This window comes from Nonomuraea indica (assembly GCF_002850745.1).
In the GTDB taxonomy this organism is placed as follows: domain Bacteria; phylum Actinomycetota; class Actinomycetes; order Streptosporangiales; family Streptosporangiaceae; genus Nonomuraea; species Nonomuraea indica.
The window spans coordinates 345,891-364,621 of record NZ_KZ559474.1 but is presented as its reverse complement, the minus strand read 5'-3'; the positions used below and the strand labels follow the sequence as shown (position 1 = coordinate 364,621).

The 18,731-nt window shown below is 70.0% G+C and carries 18 protein-coding genes and 2 tRNA genes; 12 read left to right on the top strand and 8 right to left on the bottom strand.

The window, feature by feature from the left end:
• The first annotated feature begins 69 nt into the window (after positions 1-69).
• From CXR44_RS24010 to CXR44_RS23980, 7 genes are all read left to right on the top strand, one after another.
• Entirely contained in the window at positions 70-3,015 is a 2,946-nt protein-coding gene (locus tag CXR44_RS24010) for a UPF0182 family membrane protein (protein ID WP_101788338.1), read from the top strand.
• 54 nt (positions 3,016-3,069) lie between these two features.
• Positions 3,070-3,146: transfer RNA gene (locus CXR44_RS24005), tRNA-Met, on the top strand.
• Positions 3,147-3,305: 159 nt separating this feature from the next.
• Positions 3,306-3,382, top strand: a tRNA-Met gene (locus tag CXR44_RS24000).
• 134 nt (positions 3,383-3,516) lie between these two features.
• Positions 3,517-4,140: a TetR/AcrR family transcriptional regulator gene (locus tag CXR44_RS23995; RefSeq protein WP_180903669.1), complete on the top strand. Its 624-nt coding sequence runs from the start codon at positions 3,517-3,519 to the stop codon at positions 4,138-4,140.
• Positions 4,140-4,628, top strand: a complete 489-nt coding sequence (locus CXR44_RS23990; protein ID WP_101788336.1) for a PH domain-containing protein — start codon at positions 4,140-4,142, stop codon at positions 4,626-4,628. The genes CXR44_RS23995 and CXR44_RS23990 overlap by 1 nt, the downstream gene beginning before the upstream one ends.
• Entirely contained in the window at positions 4,625-6,088 is a 1,464-nt protein-coding gene (locus CXR44_RS23985; protein WP_101788335.1) for a PH domain-containing protein, read from the top strand. Before CXR44_RS23990 ends, CXR44_RS23985 begins: the two co-directional genes overlap by 4 nt.
• 114 nt (positions 6,089-6,202) lie before the next feature.
• Complete coding sequence (locus tag CXR44_RS23980; protein ID WP_101788398.1) at positions 6,203-7,450, top strand: serine hydrolase domain-containing protein; 1,248 nt, start codon at positions 6,203-6,205, stop codon at positions 7,448-7,450.
• Positions 7,451-7,453: 3 nt separating this feature from the next.
• Here the strand turns inward: CXR44_RS23980 and CXR44_RS23975 are convergent, their stop codons facing one another.
• From CXR44_RS23975 to CXR44_RS23955, 6 genes are all read right to left on the bottom strand, one after another.
• Positions 7,454-7,954, bottom strand: a complete 501-nt coding sequence (locus CXR44_RS23975) for a GNAT family N-acetyltransferase (RefSeq protein ID WP_101788334.1) — start codon at positions 7,952-7,954, stop codon at positions 7,454-7,456.
• A gap of 231 nt (positions 7,955-8,185) precedes the next feature.
• Positions 8,186-8,380, bottom strand: a complete 195-nt coding sequence (locus tag CXR44_RS23970; protein ID WP_101788333.1) for a hypothetical protein — start codon at positions 8,378-8,380, stop codon at positions 8,186-8,188.
• A gap of 43 nt (positions 8,381-8,423) precedes the next feature.
• A complete protein-coding gene (locus CXR44_RS23965; protein ID WP_101788332.1) occupies positions 8,424-8,693 on the bottom strand; it encodes a WhiB family transcriptional regulator in 270 nt (89 codons plus the stop codon).
• Positions 8,694-8,821: 128 nt separating this feature from the next.
• Complete coding sequence (locus tag CXR44_RS39010) at positions 8,822-9,082, bottom strand: hypothetical protein (protein WP_144070062.1); 261 nt, start codon at positions 9,080-9,082, stop codon at positions 8,822-8,824.
• Between the two features lie 108 nt (positions 9,083-9,190).
• Positions 9,191-10,063: an acyl-CoA thioesterase gene (locus CXR44_RS23960; RefSeq protein WP_101788331.1), complete on the bottom strand. Its 873-nt coding sequence runs from the start codon at positions 10,061-10,063 to the stop codon at positions 9,191-9,193.
• A 112-nt stretch (positions 10,064-10,175) separates the two neighbouring features.
• Positions 10,176-12,218, bottom strand: coding sequence for an ATP-dependent DNA helicase UvrD2 (locus tag CXR44_RS23955; protein ID WP_101788397.1), 2,043 nt, complete (start codon positions 12,216-12,218; stop codon positions 10,176-10,178).
• A 153-nt stretch (positions 12,219-12,371) separates the two neighbouring features.
• On the opposite strand from CXR44_RS23955, the gene CXR44_RS23950 reads away from it, so the two are divergent.
• Together CXR44_RS23950 and CXR44_RS23945 are read left to right on the top strand one after the other, a co-directional pair.
• Positions 12,372-13,277, top strand: coding sequence for an alpha/beta hydrolase (locus CXR44_RS23950; protein ID WP_245899368.1), 906 nt, complete (start codon positions 12,372-12,374; stop codon positions 13,275-13,277).
• 62 nt (positions 13,278-13,339) lie between these two features.
• The gene (locus CXR44_RS23945) at positions 13,340-13,588 is read left to right on the top strand and encodes a mycoredoxin (RefSeq protein WP_101788330.1); all 249 of its coding nucleotides are present in this window, start codon (positions 13,340-13,342) and stop codon (positions 13,586-13,588) included.
• Between the two features lie 61 nt (positions 13,589-13,649).
• Here CXR44_RS23945 and CXR44_RS23940 read toward each other — a convergent pair whose 3' ends face one another.
• The gene (locus CXR44_RS23940; RefSeq protein WP_144070061.1) at positions 13,650-13,976 is read right to left on the bottom strand and encodes a hypothetical protein; all 327 of its coding nucleotides are present in this window, start codon (positions 13,974-13,976) and stop codon (positions 13,650-13,652) included.
• Between the two features lie 264 nt (positions 13,977-14,240).
• Here CXR44_RS23940 and CXR44_RS23935 point away from each other — a divergent pair, with 264 nt between their 5' ends.
• The 3 genes from CXR44_RS23935 (at position 14,241) to CXR44_RS23925 (ending at position 17,666) form a co-directional block, all read left to right on the top strand.
• Positions 14,241-15,215, top strand: a complete 975-nt coding sequence (locus tag CXR44_RS23935) for an ArsR/SmtB family transcription factor (protein ID WP_101788328.1) — start codon at positions 14,241-14,243, stop codon at positions 15,213-15,215.
• 116 nt (positions 15,216-15,331) lie between these two features.
• Entirely contained in the window at positions 15,332-15,946 is a 615-nt protein-coding gene (locus CXR44_RS41745; RefSeq protein WP_101788395.1) for a TetR/AcrR family transcriptional regulator, read from the top strand.
• A gap of 79 nt (positions 15,947-16,025) precedes the next feature.
• Positions 16,026-17,666 carry a CocE/NonD family hydrolase gene (locus tag CXR44_RS23925; RefSeq protein ID WP_101788327.1) on the top strand — a complete coding sequence of 547 codons (1,641 nt, stop codon included), beginning with the start codon at positions 16,026-16,028 and terminating at the stop codon, positions 17,664-17,666.
• A 79-nt stretch (positions 17,667-17,745) separates the two neighbouring features.
• On the opposite strand, the gene CXR44_RS23920 is transcribed toward CXR44_RS23925, so the two are convergent.
• A complete protein-coding gene (locus tag CXR44_RS23920; protein ID WP_245899367.1) occupies positions 17,746-18,591 on the bottom strand; it encodes a hypothetical protein in 846 nt (281 codons plus the stop codon).
• Positions 18,592-18,731 lie beyond the last annotated feature (140 nt).

The window sequence follows — 18,731 nt, the reverse complement described above, 5'->3', positions numbered from 1 at the left end:
CACGGACCGTTTGTTCATCACGACGAGGGGTTGGCCTTGAGCTTCCGGACCCCAGGAGCCGGCAGGGCGATGCGCTTGCCCCGTCGGCCGAGACTGCTTCTGCCTGTCGCGATCGCGGTGGTCGCGATCGTGGCATTGTTCTTCCTTTTCTCCGGCATCTACACCGATTACCTGTGGTTCGACTCGGTCGACTACACCTCGGTCTTCTCGACGATGCTGCTGACCCAGATCGTGCTGTTCCTCGTCGGGGCGGCGTTGATGGTCGGCATCGCGGGTGGCAACATGCTGCTGGCCTTCCGCATGCGGCCGATGTTCGGGCCCGCCATGTTCGGCGGGGGCAGCGGCGCCGACCGCTACCGGATGGCGCTGGACCCGCACCGCAAGCTGATCTTCATTGTCGGCATGGGCATGCTCGCGCTGTTCGCGGGCTCGTCGTTCGCCGGGCAGTGGAAGACCTGGTTGCAGTTCGCCAACGGCCAGCCGTTCGGCAAGACGGACGCCGAGTTCGGCATGGACATCTCGTTCTTCATGTTCGACTATCCGTTCATCCGGATGGTGCTGAACTTCCTGTTCACCGCCGTGATCATCTCGATCCTGCTGGCGACGATCACGCACTACCTGTACGGCGGGTTCCGGCTGCAGTCGCCGGGCGTGCACGCCTCGCGGGCCGCGCGGGCCCACCTGTCGGTGCTGCTCGGGGTGTTCGTGCTGCTGAAGGCGGTCGCCTACTACGTCGACCGCTTCGGGCTGGTCTTCTCCGACCGCGGCTTCGTCAACGGCGCGTCCTACACCGACGTCAACGCCGTGCTGCCGGCCAAGAGCATCCTGGCGATCATCGCGCTGATCTGCGCCGCCCTGTTCTTCGCGGGTGTCGTGCGGCCGGGCGGCATGCTGCCCGGCGTGTCGTTCGGCCTGCTGGTGCTGTCGGCCGTGCTGATCGGCGGCGTCTACCCGGCGCTGGTCGAGCAGTTCCAGGTCAAGCCCAACCAGCAGCTGAAGGAAGCCGCCTACATCGACCGCAACATCAAGGCCACCCGTGAGGCGTACGGCGTCGACAAGACCGAGATCGTCGAGTACAAGGCCGAGGCCGACCCGACCAAGGTCAAGACCGACGGCGACGCCTCGGTGACCGGCGTCCGGCTGCTCGACCCGGCGCTGGTGTCGTCGACGTTCGAGCAGACGCAGCGCATCCGCGGTTTCTACGGCTTTTCCGAGCAGCTCGACGTCGACCGCTACAACGACGGCGGCAAGCTGGTCGACCACGTGGTGGGCGTCCGCGAGCTGACCGGGCCGCCGCAGGGTCAGGACAACTGGATCAACCGGGCGCTGGTCTACACGCACGGCTACGGTTTCGTGGCCGCGCCGGGCAACAAGGTCGACTCGGGCGGGCTGCCCGACTACGACGCCAAGGACATGCCGGTCACCGGCCCGCTGGCGACCTCGACCAAGCTGACCGAGTCGCGCGTCTACTTCGGCGAGAGCCCCGCGGGCAACGAGTACGTCATCGCCGGCGGCAACCCCAACAACCCGCAGGAGCTCGACTACCCGGAGACCGGCGGCACCGGGCAGAAGAACACCACCTACACCGGCAAGGGCGGCGTCCCGGTCGGTTCGTTCGTCAACCGGCTGGTCTACGCGGCCAAGTACGGCGAGAAGAACATCCTGCTGTCGGGTGACATCAACGACAACTCCAAGATCCTGTACGTGCGCAACCCGCGCGAGCGGATCGAGAAGGTGGCGCCGTTCCTCACCCTCGACGGCAACCCCTACCCGGCCATCGTCGACGGGCGCGTCACCTGGATCGTCGACGGCTACACCACCTCCAACGAGTACCCGTACGCGCAGAGCGAGAGCCTGGGCGACATGACCCGCGACCTCGCCACCGACCGCCGCGTGGTCGCCCAGCAGCCACGCGACAAGATCAACTACATCCGCAACTCGGTGAAGGCCACGGTCGACGCCTACGACGGCACGGTCACGCTCTACGCCTGGGACGACAACGACCCGGTGCTCAAGACCTGGAGCCGGGCCCTGCCGGGCACGATCCGGCCGGCCGCGGAGATGGGCGCCGAGCTGCAGGCGCACGTGCGCTACCCCGAGGACCTGTTCAAGGTGCAGCGCCACACGCTGTCGCGCTACCACATCACCAACGCGGCGGCCTTCTACAGCGGCCAGGACTTCTGGAACGTCCCCAGCGACCCGTCGCAGGGCAACCAGCAGGTCAAGCAGCCGCCGTACTACCTGACCGCCACGATGCCGGTGGGCAACGCCAAGCCGTCGTTCTCGCTGACGACGACGTTCGTGCCGCGTGAGGGTCCCAACCTGGCGGCGTTCATGTCGGCCGGGTCCACCGTGGGTGACGACTACGGCAAGCTGCGCATCCTGCGCATGCCGTCCAACACCGCCATCCCGGGCCCCGGCCAGGCGCAGAACAACTTCCAGAACAAGTTCTCCGGCGAGTTGGGCCCACTGGGCCTCGGCCAGGCCAACGTCCGCTACGGCAACCTGCTGACGCTGCCCTACGCGGGCGGCCTCATCTACATCGAGCCCGTCTACGTGCAGACCCGGGCCGGCACCGGCCAGGAGCCCTACCCGATCCTCAGGCGGGTGCTGGTGGCGTTCGGCAACAAGGTCGGCTCGGGCGACAAGCTCGAGGACGCCCTGGCGCAGGTCTTCGAGAACCAGCAGGCCACCCAGCCGCAGGCCCAGCCCAACCAGCAGGCGCAGCCCAACCAGCAGAGCACGGCGCTGAGCCAGGCCATCGGCAACGCCCAGAAGGCCTACGAGGACGCCCAGAACGCCCTCAAGGCCAACCCGCCCAACTGGGAGGAGTACGGCAAGGCCCAGAAGCGCCTGGACGACGCCCTGCGGGCGCTGCAGGGCCTCGGCGCGCAGCCGGCGCCCACCACCAGCCCGTCACCGTCGCCGTCGCCCTCCCCCACGACGACGGCTCCGTCCGACGGGACACCGTCACCGTCGCCGTCGCCCACGTCGACGTCGGGCGGAGGGACATAGTCGCCGTGATTTGCCTCCACCCCGCGTTCCCTATAGCCTTTAGGCACACACCGACGCGGGGTGGAGCAGTTCGGTAGCTCGCTGGGCTCATAACCCAGAGGTCGCAGGTTCAAATCCTGCCCCCGCTACCACGTCGAAGGCCCGGAGGATCTCCTCCGGGCCTTCGTGGTTTTCCCGGCGCCCCCACGAGACCGGCGGCGAGTGGCCCGCGGACGGCGTGCCGGCCGTCCGAAGTCCTGGATGGCGTCCGGAGCACTCGGAGTCCTTGATAGTCTGGTGACACACACCGACGCGGGGTGGAGCAGTTCGGTAGCTCGCTGGGCTCATAACCCAGAGGTCGCAGGTTCAAATCCTGTCCCCGCTACCAAAGCGAAACGCCCTCCAGGATCTTCCTGGAGGGCGTTTCGCATGTCCGGGCCCCCTTCACCGCGTCCGCCGGCGGCGGCGCAGCCTGATCATGTCCCCACCGCAGATGCTGACCGCTCGTGTTATCTTTTGGCCATGCGGTCAAAAAACAAGGCGGACGGCCAGGATCGCTCGTTCATCGAGACGGCACGCCGGGCCCAGATCGTCCAATGCGCGATCGACGTCATCGCCGATACGGGTTACGCCCAGGCGTCCCTCGCCCGCATCGCCGAGCGCGCCGGGATCAGCAAGGGCGTCATCTCGTACCACTTCGACAGCAAGGACGAGCTCGTCCAGCAGATCGTCCAGGAGGCCTTCGCCCTCGGAGACGCCTTCGTTCGCCCCCGGATCGAGGCACAGGCCACGGCCGCGGGGATGTTGCGCGCCTACATCGAGGCGAGTGTGGAGTTCTACCGCACCCACCGACGACACATGCTGGCCCTGCTGGACATCTGGACGAACTTCCGCACCGAGGATGGCCGCCAGCGGCTCGGCGTGCGGGACAACGAGGCCGAGATGAGCGATGTCGAGCAGATCCTGCAGCTCGGCCAGGCCACGGGAGAGTTCGGCGAGTTCTCCACCCGCGTGCTGGCCGTGGCCGTCAAGCAGGCGGTCGACGGCGTGCTCATCCTGATGGCCTCCTACGACGACCTCGACTTCGACACCTATGCGCGCGAACTGGCCGCCCTGTTCGACCGCGCCACGCGTAAGGACAACTGATGGAATGGGAACTGCGTCCCCCGCGGCACTCCGTCGACCGCCGCGCGATCCGCTGGTGGGCGGTCCAGGCGCTGGCCTGGGTGCTGCCGCCGGTGCTCGTCCTGGGATCACTGGCCGCGCTCATCGCGCCCGCCCGGTCGTGGCTGTTGGGGGCACTGCTGATCGTCGCGCTCCCGGGGGCGGTCTACGCGCTGCTCATGCCGGCCCGGCGGTACCGGGTCCATCGCTGGGAGGTCACCGAGGAGGCGGTCTATGCCGCCTCGGGCTGGTTGTGGCTGAAGTGGCGGGTGGCGCCGATGTCGCGCATCCAGACCGTCGACACCGTACGGGGCCCGCTGCAGCAGATCTTCAGCCTGTCCGGGGTGAAGGTCACCACGGCCTCGGCCGCGGGATCGATCAAGATTCATGGGCTTGACCGTCACCTGGCCGCCGCGCTCGTGGAGCAGCTGACTGCCAGAGCGCAGGCCGTACCCGGGGACGCCACGTGAACCGGCGCGAGGCCGCCTGGGAACGGCTCGACGCGCGTACGGTCGCGGTCAGCCTGAGCTGGCTGGCCGGCCCGTCGATCCCCGCCGCCGCCGCCGTGGTCACCCTCGGACCGGGCCCGCGGACGCTCTTCCCGGTCGCCGGCCTGCTGATCGTCCTGGCCGGGATCGCCGCACGCGGCTTGCTGCGCCACGCCACCCTGAGATACCGGATCACCGGTGAGCGGATCGAGGTCCGGTCCGGGCTGCTGTTCCGCCGGGACCGCTCGGTGCCGCGCGACCGGGTGCGCGCCGTCGATCTGACGGCCGGGCCGGTGCACCGCCTGCTCGGCGTGACCGTGGTGCGCATCGGCACCGGCGGGCAGGAGGCGGATCTCCGTCTGGACGCGGTCTCCCGGTCTCAGGCCGAGCGGCTGCGCCTGCTGCTGGGCCGGGCAGGCGGGACATCCGCGGACTCGGACCTGGTGACGGCGCGTCCCGCCTGGATCGGTTACGCCCTGCTGAGCAGTTGGACACCGCTCATCGGGCTGGCGCCGTTCGGCGCGTTCTTCCGCGTGCTGGAGATGTTCGGCATCGAGGCCGCCGGGGTCGGGTTCCTGAGGGAGGTCTGGAGCGGGGTGTCCCGGCTCTCCTGGCCGGTGGCGGCCGGGATGGCCCTCGCCATCGTGCTGGCCATCGGGTTCACGGGGGCGCTGCTGCTCCATGTGGAGGTGTGGTGGCGGTTCCGGCTGACGCGCGAGGCCGACGGCACCTACCGGATCCGGCGCGGCCTGCTCGGCACGCGATCCCTGTCGCTCCAGGACAGCCGGCTGCGCGGCGTCCAGCTGGCCGAGCCGCTCCCGCTGCGATGGGGTGGCGGTGCCCGCCTGAGCGCGCTGGTGGCCGGCGTGGACCCCGACGACGACGAGGAGCGCACCTCCGCCGCGCTGCTGCCGCCCGCGCCCCGGCGGGCGGCGCTGCGGGTGGCCGCGCGGGTGCTCGGTGCGCCCGTGCTGGCGGCCGCGCTGCGCCCGCACCCGCCGGCCGCGCTGCGCCTGCGGCTGTCGCGCGCCGTCTGGGCGGTGGCGGTGCCGGCCGTGCCGCTGGCCGGGCTCGGGCTGTGGACGGGCCGGCTTCCGGACGGGCTGTGGTTGCTCGCCCCCGCCTGTCTCCTCGTCGCGTTGCTGCTGTCGGCCGACGCCTACCGCAGCCTCGGTCACGGTACGGCCGGCCGCTACCTGCTCACCCGCCACGGCGCGCTCAGGCGCAGGACGACGGCGTTGCGCGCGGACGCGGTCATCGGATGGACGGTCAGCAGGTCACCGGCGCAGCGCCGCCGGGGGCTGATGACGCTCGCCGCGGCCTCGTCCGCCGGCACCCACCGCGTCAAGGACGTCCGCGTCGGGCAGGGGCTCGCTTTCGCCGAAGAGGTGGTGCCCGGCCTGCTGCGGCCGTTCGTGGTGCCCCGGTCGCCCGGGGCGTAAGGACGGTCAGCCCCGCCCCTCTGTCTCCCCCGACCAGTGATCACAGCCGGAACCGCTGTGGTAGTAAGGACCACTGCAGATACGTTTGTGACTATTGGGGGAAATGTGACCACCATGTTGAGCAGGCGCCGGCTCCTCCAGGCGAGTGCGGCGGCCGTGCCGGCGCTGGCGCTCGGCGCCCGGCCCGCGCAGGCCCGATCTGCCGAGGTGCTCACCACCGGAGTGGTGCCCAGCTCGATGGCCGGGTTCGACCAGGCGATGAAGACGTTCATCACCGAACGCGACATCTCCTGCGCCCAGCTCGCGGTCGCCAAGAACGGCAAGATCCTGCTGGCCCGCGGTTACGGGTTCTACTCCAGGTCGGGCATCCTCGCCCGGGTGCAGCCGACGTCGCTGTTCCGGATCGCGAGCCTCAGCAAGAACATCACCGGAGCCGCGATCGCCCGGCTCGCCCAGGACGGCAAGCTGAGCCTGGGCGCCAAGGTCACCTCCCTGCTCGGGCTGTCGGCGACCGCGGATCCGCGGCTGGCGAACGTCACCGTGTGGCGGCTGCTCCAGCACACCGCGGGCTGGGACCGGAGCGTGACGAGGGACCCGCTCTGGGACGACCACACGATCGCGGCGTCGCTCGGCGTGCCGCTGCCGATCGACCACGCCGACATCATGAAGTACGTCACCGCCCGCCCGCTCGACTTCGACCCCGGCTCGAAGTTCGCCTACAGCAACTACGGCTACATGCTGCTCGGCCGGATCATCGAGAAGGTCTCGGGCATGAGCTACGAGTCGTACGTCAGGCAGACGCTGCTCGCCCCCGTCGGCATCACCCGGATGCGGCTCGGGCGCAGCCTGCGCACCGAGGCGTTCTCCACCGAGGTGCCGTACGCCTCGAAGTACACCAACAAGAGCGTCGTGGACCAGTCGGGCACCGTCGTGCCGTACCCCTACGGCGGCTTCAACATGCCCAACCAGGACGCGAACGGCGGCTGGCTCGCCTCGGCCGTCGACATGGTCAAGTGGGGCTTCGTCTTCGACAAGGCCGGCACGGTGCTCAACTCCACGTCGATCAGCCGGGTGTTCGCCAAGCCGGAGACGGGCGTGACCGCCGGCGGCTCCTGGTACGGCTTCGGCTGGAACGTGCGCACCAACAACGTGGGCGGGCTCAACACCTGGCACAACGGCGGAATGCCGGGCACGTTCAGCTTCCTCGCGCGGGTACAGAACGGCGTGAGCTACTGCGCGATCTTCAATCGGCGCGAGGAGGAGGGGACGCCCGACTTCGACTCGATCGACCCCATCCTCGGCCGGGCCATCGGCACCGTGAAGACGTGGCCGACGACCGACCTCACCCCGAGGTACTTCTGACGGTCACCAGCGCATGGAGTAGATCCGCTGCTGGACGCCGTTGTACTCGGCCATGCGCTCCAGCGTGAGGCCGAGCTTCGCCGCGACCCGCTGGGACGGCACGTTGTCCGGGTTGATGATCGCGATGAGGTGCTCGATGCCGAGCACCTCCTTGGCGTGGTCGCGGCAGGCCAGGGCGGCCTCGGTCGCGTAGCCGCGGCCCTGGAGGTCCGCCCGGACGAGGTAGCCGATCTCGGTGAAGACCTCGCCTTCCACGGTCTGCCTGGTCAGCCCGCAGTTGCCGACGAACTCCCCCGTGTCGCGGCTGACGATCAGCCAGAGCCCGTAGCCGTGCTCGCGGTAGGAGCGCCGGCTGGCCTCGATCCAGCGCAGCGCCTCGTCACGGGTCATGGTGCGGGGGTAGTGGCGCATGACCACGGGATCGCCCAGCAGGGCGGCCATGTCGTCGAGGTCGTCGACGGTCATCTCACGGAAAGCCAGGCGTTGCGTCGGATACGGGGTCACGGGCGGCCTTTCGCCGGAAGCAGGGTGTCCACAGCTTAGACGGGCGTCAGGCCAGGTCAGCGACGGCACCGACGATCATGCCGTCATGCCGGCAGCCCGTGCCGACAGAAGCGGCCGTCCGTGCCGCCGGAAAGCGGCCAAGGGCCGGGCGCGGTGGTCGCGCCCGGCCCTTGGCCGTCGATCAGGTGAAGTCCACGGGGAGATCCTGCGCCGGCGGCAGGACCTCCCCCGTCAGAACTCCTCGCGGAGGATTCGGCTCAGGCGGTCGTTCGCCTGCTGGGCCTTGCGCCGTGCCCGCTGCACACGTCGGATGCGGGATACCAGGCGCTGCTCCTCGGCCTCGCGGTGGAGCGTTTGTATTCGGTCATTGATCAAGTCATGGTACATATGCGGCATTTCGAGGGTCCTCGTGGAGATGGTGCTCATCTGACTGTCTGCTTTCTGGTGTCGGTGCGTTGTGCTCTTCGGGTCAGGCAGCGACCGGCTGCTTGCGGGGACGGCCGCGGGGCCTCTTGCGGGGGACGATGGTGCCCCGCAGGATCAGCTCCCCGCCCCAGACGCCCCACGGCTCCTCACGCTCGAGCGCGCGGGCCAGGCAGGCCTTCTGGATCGGGCAGTCACCGCACAGCGCCTTGGCGAACTCGACGTCGTCCGGAGACTCGGCGAACCACAGGTCAGGGTCGGTACGACAGGGGATCTTGGCTTCGTCGATCAGGTCCATGATCGTCTTGGCCCCCATCTGTTTCTCCTTTGATCGGTTTTTGATCTTGGTCGTGCACCTCATAGGTGGTCGGGGATCACGGACAAACAAGAAGGCCGCGGATCCTGTGTGCGGATCCGCGGCCTGGAGGCTGCTCTGTGTGCCGGTCAGGTTATGACCGGAGCATCCCTCCAGGGTTGCGGACCGCGCATTCCACCCTTGGTGATCTGCTGGGTCGGCACTGCTGCGCCCGGGACGAGAGCCGGCGCACCCGGAACGCCGGCACCGAAGTGGGCGTAGAGGGGGGCGGCGGCCTGGTTGCGGGCAGACTTCTCCTGCCGCAGCTTGGCGGGGCCATCAGCAAGCCTCACCACGTCACGGCATGCGGAAACGAGCCACTGCGTGGCCGACATCTTGATGCTGATCACTGGGGCTCACCTCCACCTGGGGATCGTCGAACAGGACCGTCCGACTCGCTTGACCATGACCCTAAACCGGGAACGCGCGAACGAGCAACCTATTTTCTACCTGCGATTTCACGGCTTCGTGACACGGATCATGGCCTCCTGCACGACGGAGACGACGAGGTCACCCGACGCAGTGAACATCTCACCGCGGGCGAGCCCCCGGGCACCCCCCGCCCAGGGAGACTCCTGTGCGTACAGGAGCCAGTCATCTGTCCTGAACGGCCGGTGGAACCACATCGCATGGTCGAGCGAGGCCCCGATGATGTCGGAGGCGCCCCACGCCATGCCGTGCGCGAGCAGGACCGTGTCGACCAGCGTGAAGTCCGAGGCGTAGGCGGCGAGCACCACGTGCAGCAGCGGGTCGTCGGGCAGCTCGGCGTCATAGCGGAACCACACGTTCGTCCTGGCGCTGCGCAGCTCGGGGTCACGGTGCGCCTCCCAGGTCAGCGGCGAGGCGTAGCGGGCGTCCACGGGCCGCGGCTTGGCCAGCCAGTCCCTGAACTCGGGGGCGTCGCCCACCAGCCCCTGCATCCGCTCCCGGAACGTCGCCAGCGTCTCGGCGGGGGGCACCTCCGGCATCACCGACGCCTGGTGCTCCACTCCCTCCTCGAAGATGTGGAACGACGCCGACATCGTGAAGATCGCCTTGCCGTGCTGGATGGCGACCACCCTGCGGGTGGTGAACGACCGGCCGTCGCGCACCCGCTCCACGTTGTAGACGATGGGGATGGACGGGTCGCCCGGCCTGATGAAGTAGGCGTGCAGCGAGTGCACGCTCCGGTCGTCCGGCACGGTCCGGCCGGCCGCGACGAGCGCCTGGGCGGCCACCTGACCACCGAAGACGCGCTGGATGCGCTCCTCAGGGCTACGGCCCCGGAAGATGTCGAGCTCGATCTGCTCGAGGTCGAGCAGATCGAGCAGCTCCTTCAGCGCCTCGTTCACGGGGTCCCCTCCTGCGATGGCCTGGCGTCGTACGGCAAGTCTGGACTTGCCGCCTATCTCCTACCAAATGGGACTCGCCTGTCGGCAGGCAGGGTGGACGTCAGAGGGCGTGTCAGGAGCCCGCGGAGCGACACAGGGACAGGACGGCCTCGCCGTAGCGGTCGAGCTTGACGCGGCCGATCCCGGCGATCGACAGCAGCTCCTGCTCGCTCGTCGGCGCCCGCTCGGCGATGGCCTGCAACGTCACGTCCGTGAAGACGACGTACGGCGGGATCTTGGCCTCCTTGGCGGTGGCCGTGCGCCACGCTTTCAGGCTCTCCAGCAGCGCCTCGTCGTAGTCGGCCGGGCAGGAGGCGCACCGGCCCAGCTTCTGCTCGGCCGCCGTCACCAGCGTCTTCGCGCAGATCCGGCAGCTCACCGGCGCCGCCACCTGGCGGCGCTCACGCGTCGCCGTGACGGTCCGGGGCGCCGAGGCGACGCGGCCGGTGAGCCCGTCGAGGAAGCGGGACGGGCGGCGGCTGCGACGCCCGCCGGGAGCGCGGGACAGGGCCCACGACAGCGACAGGTGCCGGCGGGCCCGGGTGACGCCCACGTAGAGGAGGCGGCGTTCCTCCTCGATCTGCTCCGGGGTCTCGGCGAAGATGATCGGGATCATGCCGTCGGTCAGACCCACGAGGAAGACGGCGTCCCACTCCAGGCCCTTGGCGGCGTGCAGGGAGGCCAGCGTGACGCCCTCGACGGGCGGGGCGTGCTGCTCGGCCGCCCGGCGTTCGAGCTCCGTCACGAACCCCGGCAGGTCGGCGCCCTCGGCCGCCATGTCCTCGGCCAGGTCGGCCAGCGCCTTCAGCGACTCCCACTTCTCACGCGCCCGGCCACCGCCCGGCGGCGCGGGGGTCAGGCCGATCCCGGCGAGGATGTGGTGCACCTCCGAGGCCAGCGGCTCGCCGGAGACCGAACGGGCCGCGCCGCGCAGCAGCACGACAGCCTGGCGCACCTCCGGCCGGTCGAAGAAGCGCTCGGCGCCGCGCAGCACGTAGGGGATCTCGGCCTTGGACAGAGCCTCCTCGTACGCCTCGGACTGGGCGTTGGTGCGGAACAGCACCGCGATCTCGCGCGAGGGCACGTGCTGGTCGAGCAGCTTCCGGATCGCGCGGGCCACCCCGGCGGCCTCGGCCGGCTCGTCGTCGTACTCGTGGAAAGCAGGCCTGGGGCCGTCGGGACGCTGGGCCACGAGCTCCAGGCGGTGCGGTGAGCGGCCCTTGGCGATGACGAGGTTGGCCAGATCCACCACCTGCGGGGTGGACCGGTAGTCGCGCACCAGCTTGATCACCTTGGCGTCGGGGTGCTCGACGGAGAAGCCCGTCAGGTAACGCGGGGTGGCGCCGGTGAAGGAGTAGATCGTCTGGTTGGGGTCGCCGACCACGCACACGTCGTCGCGCCCGCCGAGCCAGGTGTCGAGCAGCAGCTTCTGCAGCGGGTTGACGTCTTGGTACTCGTCGACGACGAAGTAGCGGTACTGCTGGCGGATCTGCGCCGCGACCTCCTGGTGCTCGGTCATCACCGCGGCGGTCAGCTCCAGGATGGTCTCGAAGTCGACCAGGTGCCGCTCACGCCTGATCCGCTCGTACGCCTCGTAGACCCGGGCCACCTCCTCGGGGGGCGCGGGAGGGTTGCGGTGGTGCTTGGCCGCCGCGGCGACGTAGTCCTCGGGCCCGATCTGGGTGACCTTGGCCCACTCGACCTCGGCGGCGATGTCGCGCAGCTCCGACCTTTCGGAGCTCCTGCGCAGCCGCCGGCAGGCCTCGGCCAGGACGGGCAGCTTCGACTCGATCACCGACGGCGCCTCGCCGCCGATCACGCGCGGCCAGAAGTAGGTGAGCTGGCGCAGCGCCGCCGCGTGGAACGTGCGCGCCTGCACCCCCGGCGCGCCCAGCGCCCGCAGCCGCTGCCTGAGCTCCCCCGCCGCCCGTGTGGTGAATGTCACGGCGAGCACGCTGGGCGCGTCGACGACGCCGCTGCGCACCGCGTACGCGATGCGATGCGTGATCGCCCGCGTCTTGCCGGTGCCCGCACCAGCGAGAACGCAGACCGGGCCGCGCACGGCCTCGGCCACCTCTCGCTGCTCCGGATCCAGGCCGGACAGGACGTCGTCCACGCTGCTCACCTGTCAATCCTCCCAGCCGGTGGCGGTAGAGGTCTCCATTCTGGCAACATGCCGCCCGTCGTCCGTTCATCGTCATCGAGATGCAAAGAACTGGTCTCTTCCCTCACAATGGGGCCGACCATGTGCATGGGGGAAAGGGAGGCCGTGCGTACTGCGGTTTTCGTCGGCGCGCTCGCGCTCGCTGCCGTCGCGCTCACACCGTCGGCTGCTCAGGCGGTGCGGAACCCCACTCCGCCTCCGGTCGTCACGGACACCACCGACCCCTACAACACCGGCCTGTCGTCCGAGACGATCTCCTACGGCTCCCACCGGCGCCAGGAGATGGACGTCTCCTGGACCCCCGACGGCACCGACCGGCCCGGCGTGTTCCTCGTCCACGGCGGCTGGTGGTCCAGCGGTGACAAGAAGTACATGACCTCGATCGCCCGCGGCTACGCCGAGCAGGGCTACACGGTCTTCAACCTCAACTACCGGCTGTCCGGCCAGGCCGCCTGGCCGGCGCAGCGCACCGACGTGCTGGCCGCCATCGCGCTGGCCAAGAAGCACGCGGCGCGCTGGGCGTTCGACCCGAAGAACTTCGTCGTGGTGGGCTTCTCCGCGGGCGGCCACATCGCCGCCTCGGTCGGCACGTACGGCAACGGCATCGCCGGGCTGAGGGGCGTCGTCGGGCTCTCCCCGATCATCTCTCCGCTGCGGGCCTACTCCGACGGGCTGGCCACCAAGGACGCCTACAAGCGCAAGCTGCGCGCGTCGGCCGTCAAGCTGGCCGGCGGCTGCACCCCCAAGGGCAAGTGCTCGCGGGTGTGGGCGAGCATGGAGGTCGCCTGGCACGCCAGCCCCAAGGACGCCCCGATGCTGACCGTCCACTCGCAGGACGAGTTCGTGCCACCGGTGCAGAGCCAGCCGCTCAAGCAGATGCTCGGCCAGGTGGGCGTCCCGGTGACGGTCCTCACGGTCGCGGGCACCGCGCACAGCGCGCCGCTCTACCGCGACCCGGCCGTGCTGGAGGCCGTACAGCAGTGGATCGCCGAGCGCATTGCCCAGGAATGACCCGAGCCTTGTCCGGTGTTGAACCGAGCGCCTGTCTGTCCGGTCTGGAAGGATGTCCCGCCATGGCGCTCACGGTCTACAGCACCACGTGGTGCGGTCCCTGCAAGCGGTTGAAGTCGCAGCTCACCCGCGAGGGCATCAGCTACCGGGACGTCGACATCGAGCGCGACCCGGCCGCGGCGGAGTTCGTGATGAGCGTCAACAACGGCAACCAGGTGGTGCCGACGGTGGTGATCGAGACGCCGGGCGGACGGGTGGTCCGCACAAACCCGTCGGCCCGCGAGGTCAAGGCGCTGCTCGGCGCCTCCTGAGCCGGGCTTCGGCCCCCACCGCCTCCAGGGCGGCGGGGGCCGGCCTGTGCTCAGGTGTCCGCTAGAGGGCCTTCTTCTGCACGCTCGCGCTCACCGGGTAGGGGTAGGTGGACGGGCAGTCCCGGAAGCTCGTATATCCGCCGCTCGGCGTGACCGACTCCCAGGGGCCGTAGACGGTGGTCCGCTTGTCGAAATCGTTGGCGCACACCACCGCGACCCGCGCATAGCCGTAGCCGGCGGTGCACCCACCCTCACCGCCCGACTCCGTGGTGTTGGACCAGCAGTTGTAGGGCGGGGCCGGACTGGCGGAAGCGGCGCCGGTCAGCGCGGGGCTCGCCAGTGCCGCCAGGACCGCGGCGGAGAAGGTAACAGCGGACAGAACGCGCATGCACACTGCCTTTCATCGGAGCTGGTTCGCTGGATCGCGGTTGCGGCGGCCCTTTCTCGATGGCCGCCGGAGAAAACCGTGTCATGATCGGCACGAGGTTCCAACGCCTTTCAGCCCAGCCCGAAAGGCCCACGTCAGCCGCCTGCCAGGACTGGCGCGGACTCCCTGACCGGCGCTTCCTCCTGTCACCGGGAGGGCGCCCTGGGCCGACGGCGCCAGGCGGGCCCTGGAAACGAGAGCCCGGTCGTGTGAAGATCATGTGGTGTGTTCCGCATAGTGTTCGCCGAGACGGATCTGCGCCGCATCACGGTGGCTCCGGGGCCGAGCGCCGTGTACGAGGCGGCCCTCAGCGTGCGGCTGTCCCGCATCGCCCCCGGCGGTGGGAGACGGTGGCGGCCGCCTGGGGCGCGGCACCTGCAGGAGCGGAGGAAGGGCGGCCTGGAGGCCCGGGCCGGCCTGCTGTCGGAGCTGGTCCGTGCTGACGGGTTCGTGCCCGACTTCCTGCTGCAGCCGGACGCTCACGATTTCGACGGCGGGCTCGAGCGGATCAGGCAGACTCCCGTCGAACAACTCGCCGTGGATCTGAGCCCGCTGCCCTTCTTCGGCCGTCCGAGTCGCTCCTTGCTGGACCTGCTGTCGGGGACCGTCGCGGCACGACAGCGGCTCACCGACGACATGCGGGGCTACTTCACCTCGTCGCTGGCCCCCTTGTGGTCCGAGGTGCAGGCCGGCGCGGCCGCCGACCGCTCGCTGCGGACCGAGACCCTGCTCCGCGGCGGAGTCGACGCCCTGCTCGCCACGCTGAACGTCGGCTGGCACTGGGATCCTCCCGTGCTGCGCATCCCGTCGCGCTCCTCGTACGAGGTGCCGCTGTGCGGGCGGGGACTGCTGCTCGTTCCGTCGTACTTCGCCCCGGCGCCGATGCTCGGGTACCCGGCCGACGGGCCGGTCACGCTGGTGTATCCCATGGGCCACGCGGACCGCCCGTCGTGTTCAGCGGACGCCCTGGGCCCCCTGCTGGGCCGGACCCGAGCGGCGGTCATGGCCGCGTTACGCGATCCGGCGACGACCACCGCCCTGGCGGAGCGGGTGGGGATCTCGCTCGCCTCGGCCAGCCAGCACGCCACCGTGTTGCGCAACGCCGGCCTGATCTCGACGATCCGGATCGGCGGGGCCGTCATGCACACGATCACCCCGTTGGGAACGGCCCTCCTGCGAGGCGATACGGCCGTCCGGTGAGGACGGCTCGGCAGGGCGGCATGGTGCCGGCCCTGCCGCCGACGACGGACGCGACGCCGGCCTGCCGCTCCGCAGGCGTTGGCAGCGAAGCTGAACGTTCGGTTAGTATGCTGTTCATGCGTTCAGCAGATCTCACTGCTCGTGCACGGATCAGAGACGCCGCGATCGACCTGTTCGGCCGCGAGGGCGTCAACCGGGTCAGCGTGCGCGCCATCGCCGCGCAAGCAGGGGTTTCCCCCGCCCTGGTCCTGCACCACTTCGACTCCAAGGAAGGGCTGCGCAAGGCCTGCGACGCCCACCTCGTGGAGGTTCTGCGCGGCGACGGCGGCGCGGCCGACCTGGGCGACACCGCGAAGCTCGCGGCGACGCTCGACGCGCCCGAGCTCAGACGCTATCTCGCCCGCGCCTTCCTCGACGGCTCACCCGAGGCCTCCACGCTGTTCGACGAGATGGTCGAGGTCAGCGAGGGGTGGCTCGGCCGTGGCACCGCCGAAGGATGGGTCCACCACACAGAAGATCCGCACACCCGGGCGGCCCTCTACGTCAGCTGGCTGCTCGCGCCCCTCCTGCTGCACGAGCACGTGTCCAGGGTGCTCGGCGTGACGGATCCGGCCGAGACCAACGCCGCGCTGCGTATCTCCCGGACGGCCGTCGAGATCCTCACCAAGGGCGTGTTCGCCGACGAAACAGTCCTGTCGGCCATGGACAACGTCAGGAAGGGCCGGCCGTGAAGGACCTGGCCCCCGGCTCGGCAAGCCCCCGGCCACGAGCCACGTCACGTCGGATCAGCATCCGAGAGAGGCACCTGTCATGAACATCGCCGCCACGATCATGGCGCGCAAGGCGAGGTTGGCGCCGGCCGAGACCACAGACGTCACCGTCGAGAAGGACCTGCGCATCCCGACTCCGGACGGCATCGTGCTGCTGGCCGACCACTACGCGCCCCAAGGGCTCGGCAACCGGCCGACCATCCTGATCCGCTCCGTCTACACCGACCGGACCAAGGGCGGCTTCATCGGCCGCCTGATCGCCGAACGCGGCTTCCACGTCGTGATCGTCAGCGGCCGGGGAACCTGCGGCTCCGGAGGAGCGCTCACCCCGTTCGTCTCCGAACGCGACGACGGCCGGGCCGTCCTCGCCTGGCTGCGCGACCAGCCGTGGTCCACCGGGAAGCTGGGCACCTTCGGGCAGAGCTACAACGGCTACACGCAGTGGGCCATCGCCGCCGAGGCCGGACCCGAGCTGCAGGCCATGACCACCTCACTGATCGGATCCAACGCCTACGACCTCCTCTATCCCGGCGGCGCCCTGGCCCTCGAACTGTGCCTCGGCTGGATCACCATGGTCGCCAACCAGGAGAAGCCGGTCGTCGCCTACCTGTCCACCGTGGCACGCGGCGGGAAGAAGAGGGCACAGGCCGCCCGTCGGCTCCCGCTGACCGAAGCGGACACCATCGCCATCGGCGCCACGGCACCGCACTGGCGCGACTGGATCGACCACCCCCACGCCGACGACCCGTGGTGGGCGCGCGCCGATCACAGCACGACGGTGGCGCAGGTGACCGCCCCCAACCACCTGATCAGCGGATGGGACGACATCGCGCTCCCGGGCCTGGTCCGCGACTACCGCGCGCTGCAGCAGGCGGGACGCGAGCCGTACCTGACCATCGGACCATGGCAGCACTGGGACGCCGAACTGTCACTGACCACCCTGCGGGAAAGCATCACCTGGCTGCGCGCCCACCTGCTGAACGATCGGCGACAACTGCGCCAGGCGCCGGTGCGGCTCTACGTCACAGGCGCGCGGGAGTGGCGCGACCTGGAGGTCTATCCGCCCGCCGAAGCACGACCGCAGCGCCTCCACCTCCACCCCGACGGCGGCCTGGCCCCCGGCCTGCCCGCGCAGTCCACACCCGACCGTTACCGCTTCGACCCCGCGGACCCGACCCCCGCCGTGGCCGGCATGTCACGCCTCATCGGCATCCCCCGCAAGACCGGTGACGGTGTCCTGGCCAGGCGCGACGACGTCCTCACCTACACGAGCGATCCGTTACCGGCCGACCTGGAGGTCATCGGCATCCCCTCCGCCGAGCTGCACGTCACCTCCAGCCTCGCTCACACGGACTTCTACGTGCGCATCAGCGACGTGGCCCCCGCCGGCGCGATCACGCACGTGTCGGACGCACTGCGGCGTCTGATCGCCGACCAGCCGATCGACGAGATGGTGGAGATCGAACTGGCGCCCGTCGCCCACCGGTTCGAACGCGGCCATCACATCCGCGTGCAGGTCACCAGCGGGGCCTATCCCCGCTGGGACCGCAACCTGGGCACCGGCCAGCCACCTGCCACCGCGATCACCATGCGCACGGCCGACCAGCAACTCCACCACACCCCCACCCGCCCGTCCGCCGTCATACTGCCGGTCGTCCCACCCACGGCGACACAGCCGTGAAGGGACGCTGACCGCGGTCCCGCTCCGGCCACCGGCCGGGCGCCCCCGAACGCCCGGCCGGCAACCTGCGCCACCGGAGTCACCCCGGCGGGAACTGGCCGTTCTTCGCCACCGGCACACCCAGCTGAACCGCGGCCGTGAGCGTCGCCCGCTCCAGCGGCAGCGCGCCCAGCACCGGGTTCAGGTGCCGCAGGCTCAACGTCACCGGCGCCATCGGCGCGGCCACCACGTCGAACTTCTCCAGATCCGCCCAACGCACCACTCGCACCACCTCGGGCGGGATGACGTCGCCGCCCTTGTGCATCGGCACGCACAGCTGGCGGGCATCGGTCACCCGCACCGTCGCTGCGGGGATCTGCCCCGTCAGCACCGGGTTGAGCTGCCTGAGGTTGAGCGCCCGGTTCATCGGCGCGTTCGGGGTGATCCCGTAGCACAGCAGATCGAGGTGCCGCACCAGCTGCATCACCTCGGCGGGCGGCGCCACACCGTTCTTGGCGACCGGCACGCACAGCTGCTCCGCCCGGCCCAGCACGACCTCCGTGCGCGGCAGGTCCTGCAGCACCGGATTGAGATGGGCGAGCCCCAGCGCCTTGCCCGACGCCGGGGTGACGACCCGGTAACAGGCCAGGTCGACGAACCTGACGAAGTCCAGCACGCCCGGCGGCGGGATCACGTTGTTCTTGGCGACGGGCACGCACAACTGCTCACGCGCGCCCAGGGTGACCTGCTCGGGCGGCAGACCGTCGAGGACCGGGTTGAGGTGCCGCAGCGCCAGACCGACGGCCGGCGGCTGGTACGGGTCGGTCCTGAAGCACTCGAGATCGAGGTACGAGACGAAGTCCTTCGGCGCGGGCAGCGCCAGCGCGGTGGCCGGCGGCGCGGCGAGAAACGCCACTGCGGCAATTCCCAGAGCCATGGACAACATGCGCCGGATCATCGGCCGGACGCGCCGGGGCCCGCTGACGGGTCGGTCCACCGTTCCTCCATCGGTCATGGATTCCTCCTGGTCACCCTCACTTTCTGCGCGCCCTGCGACCTTGACAAGGTTAGTGTTTTGCTTTTCTT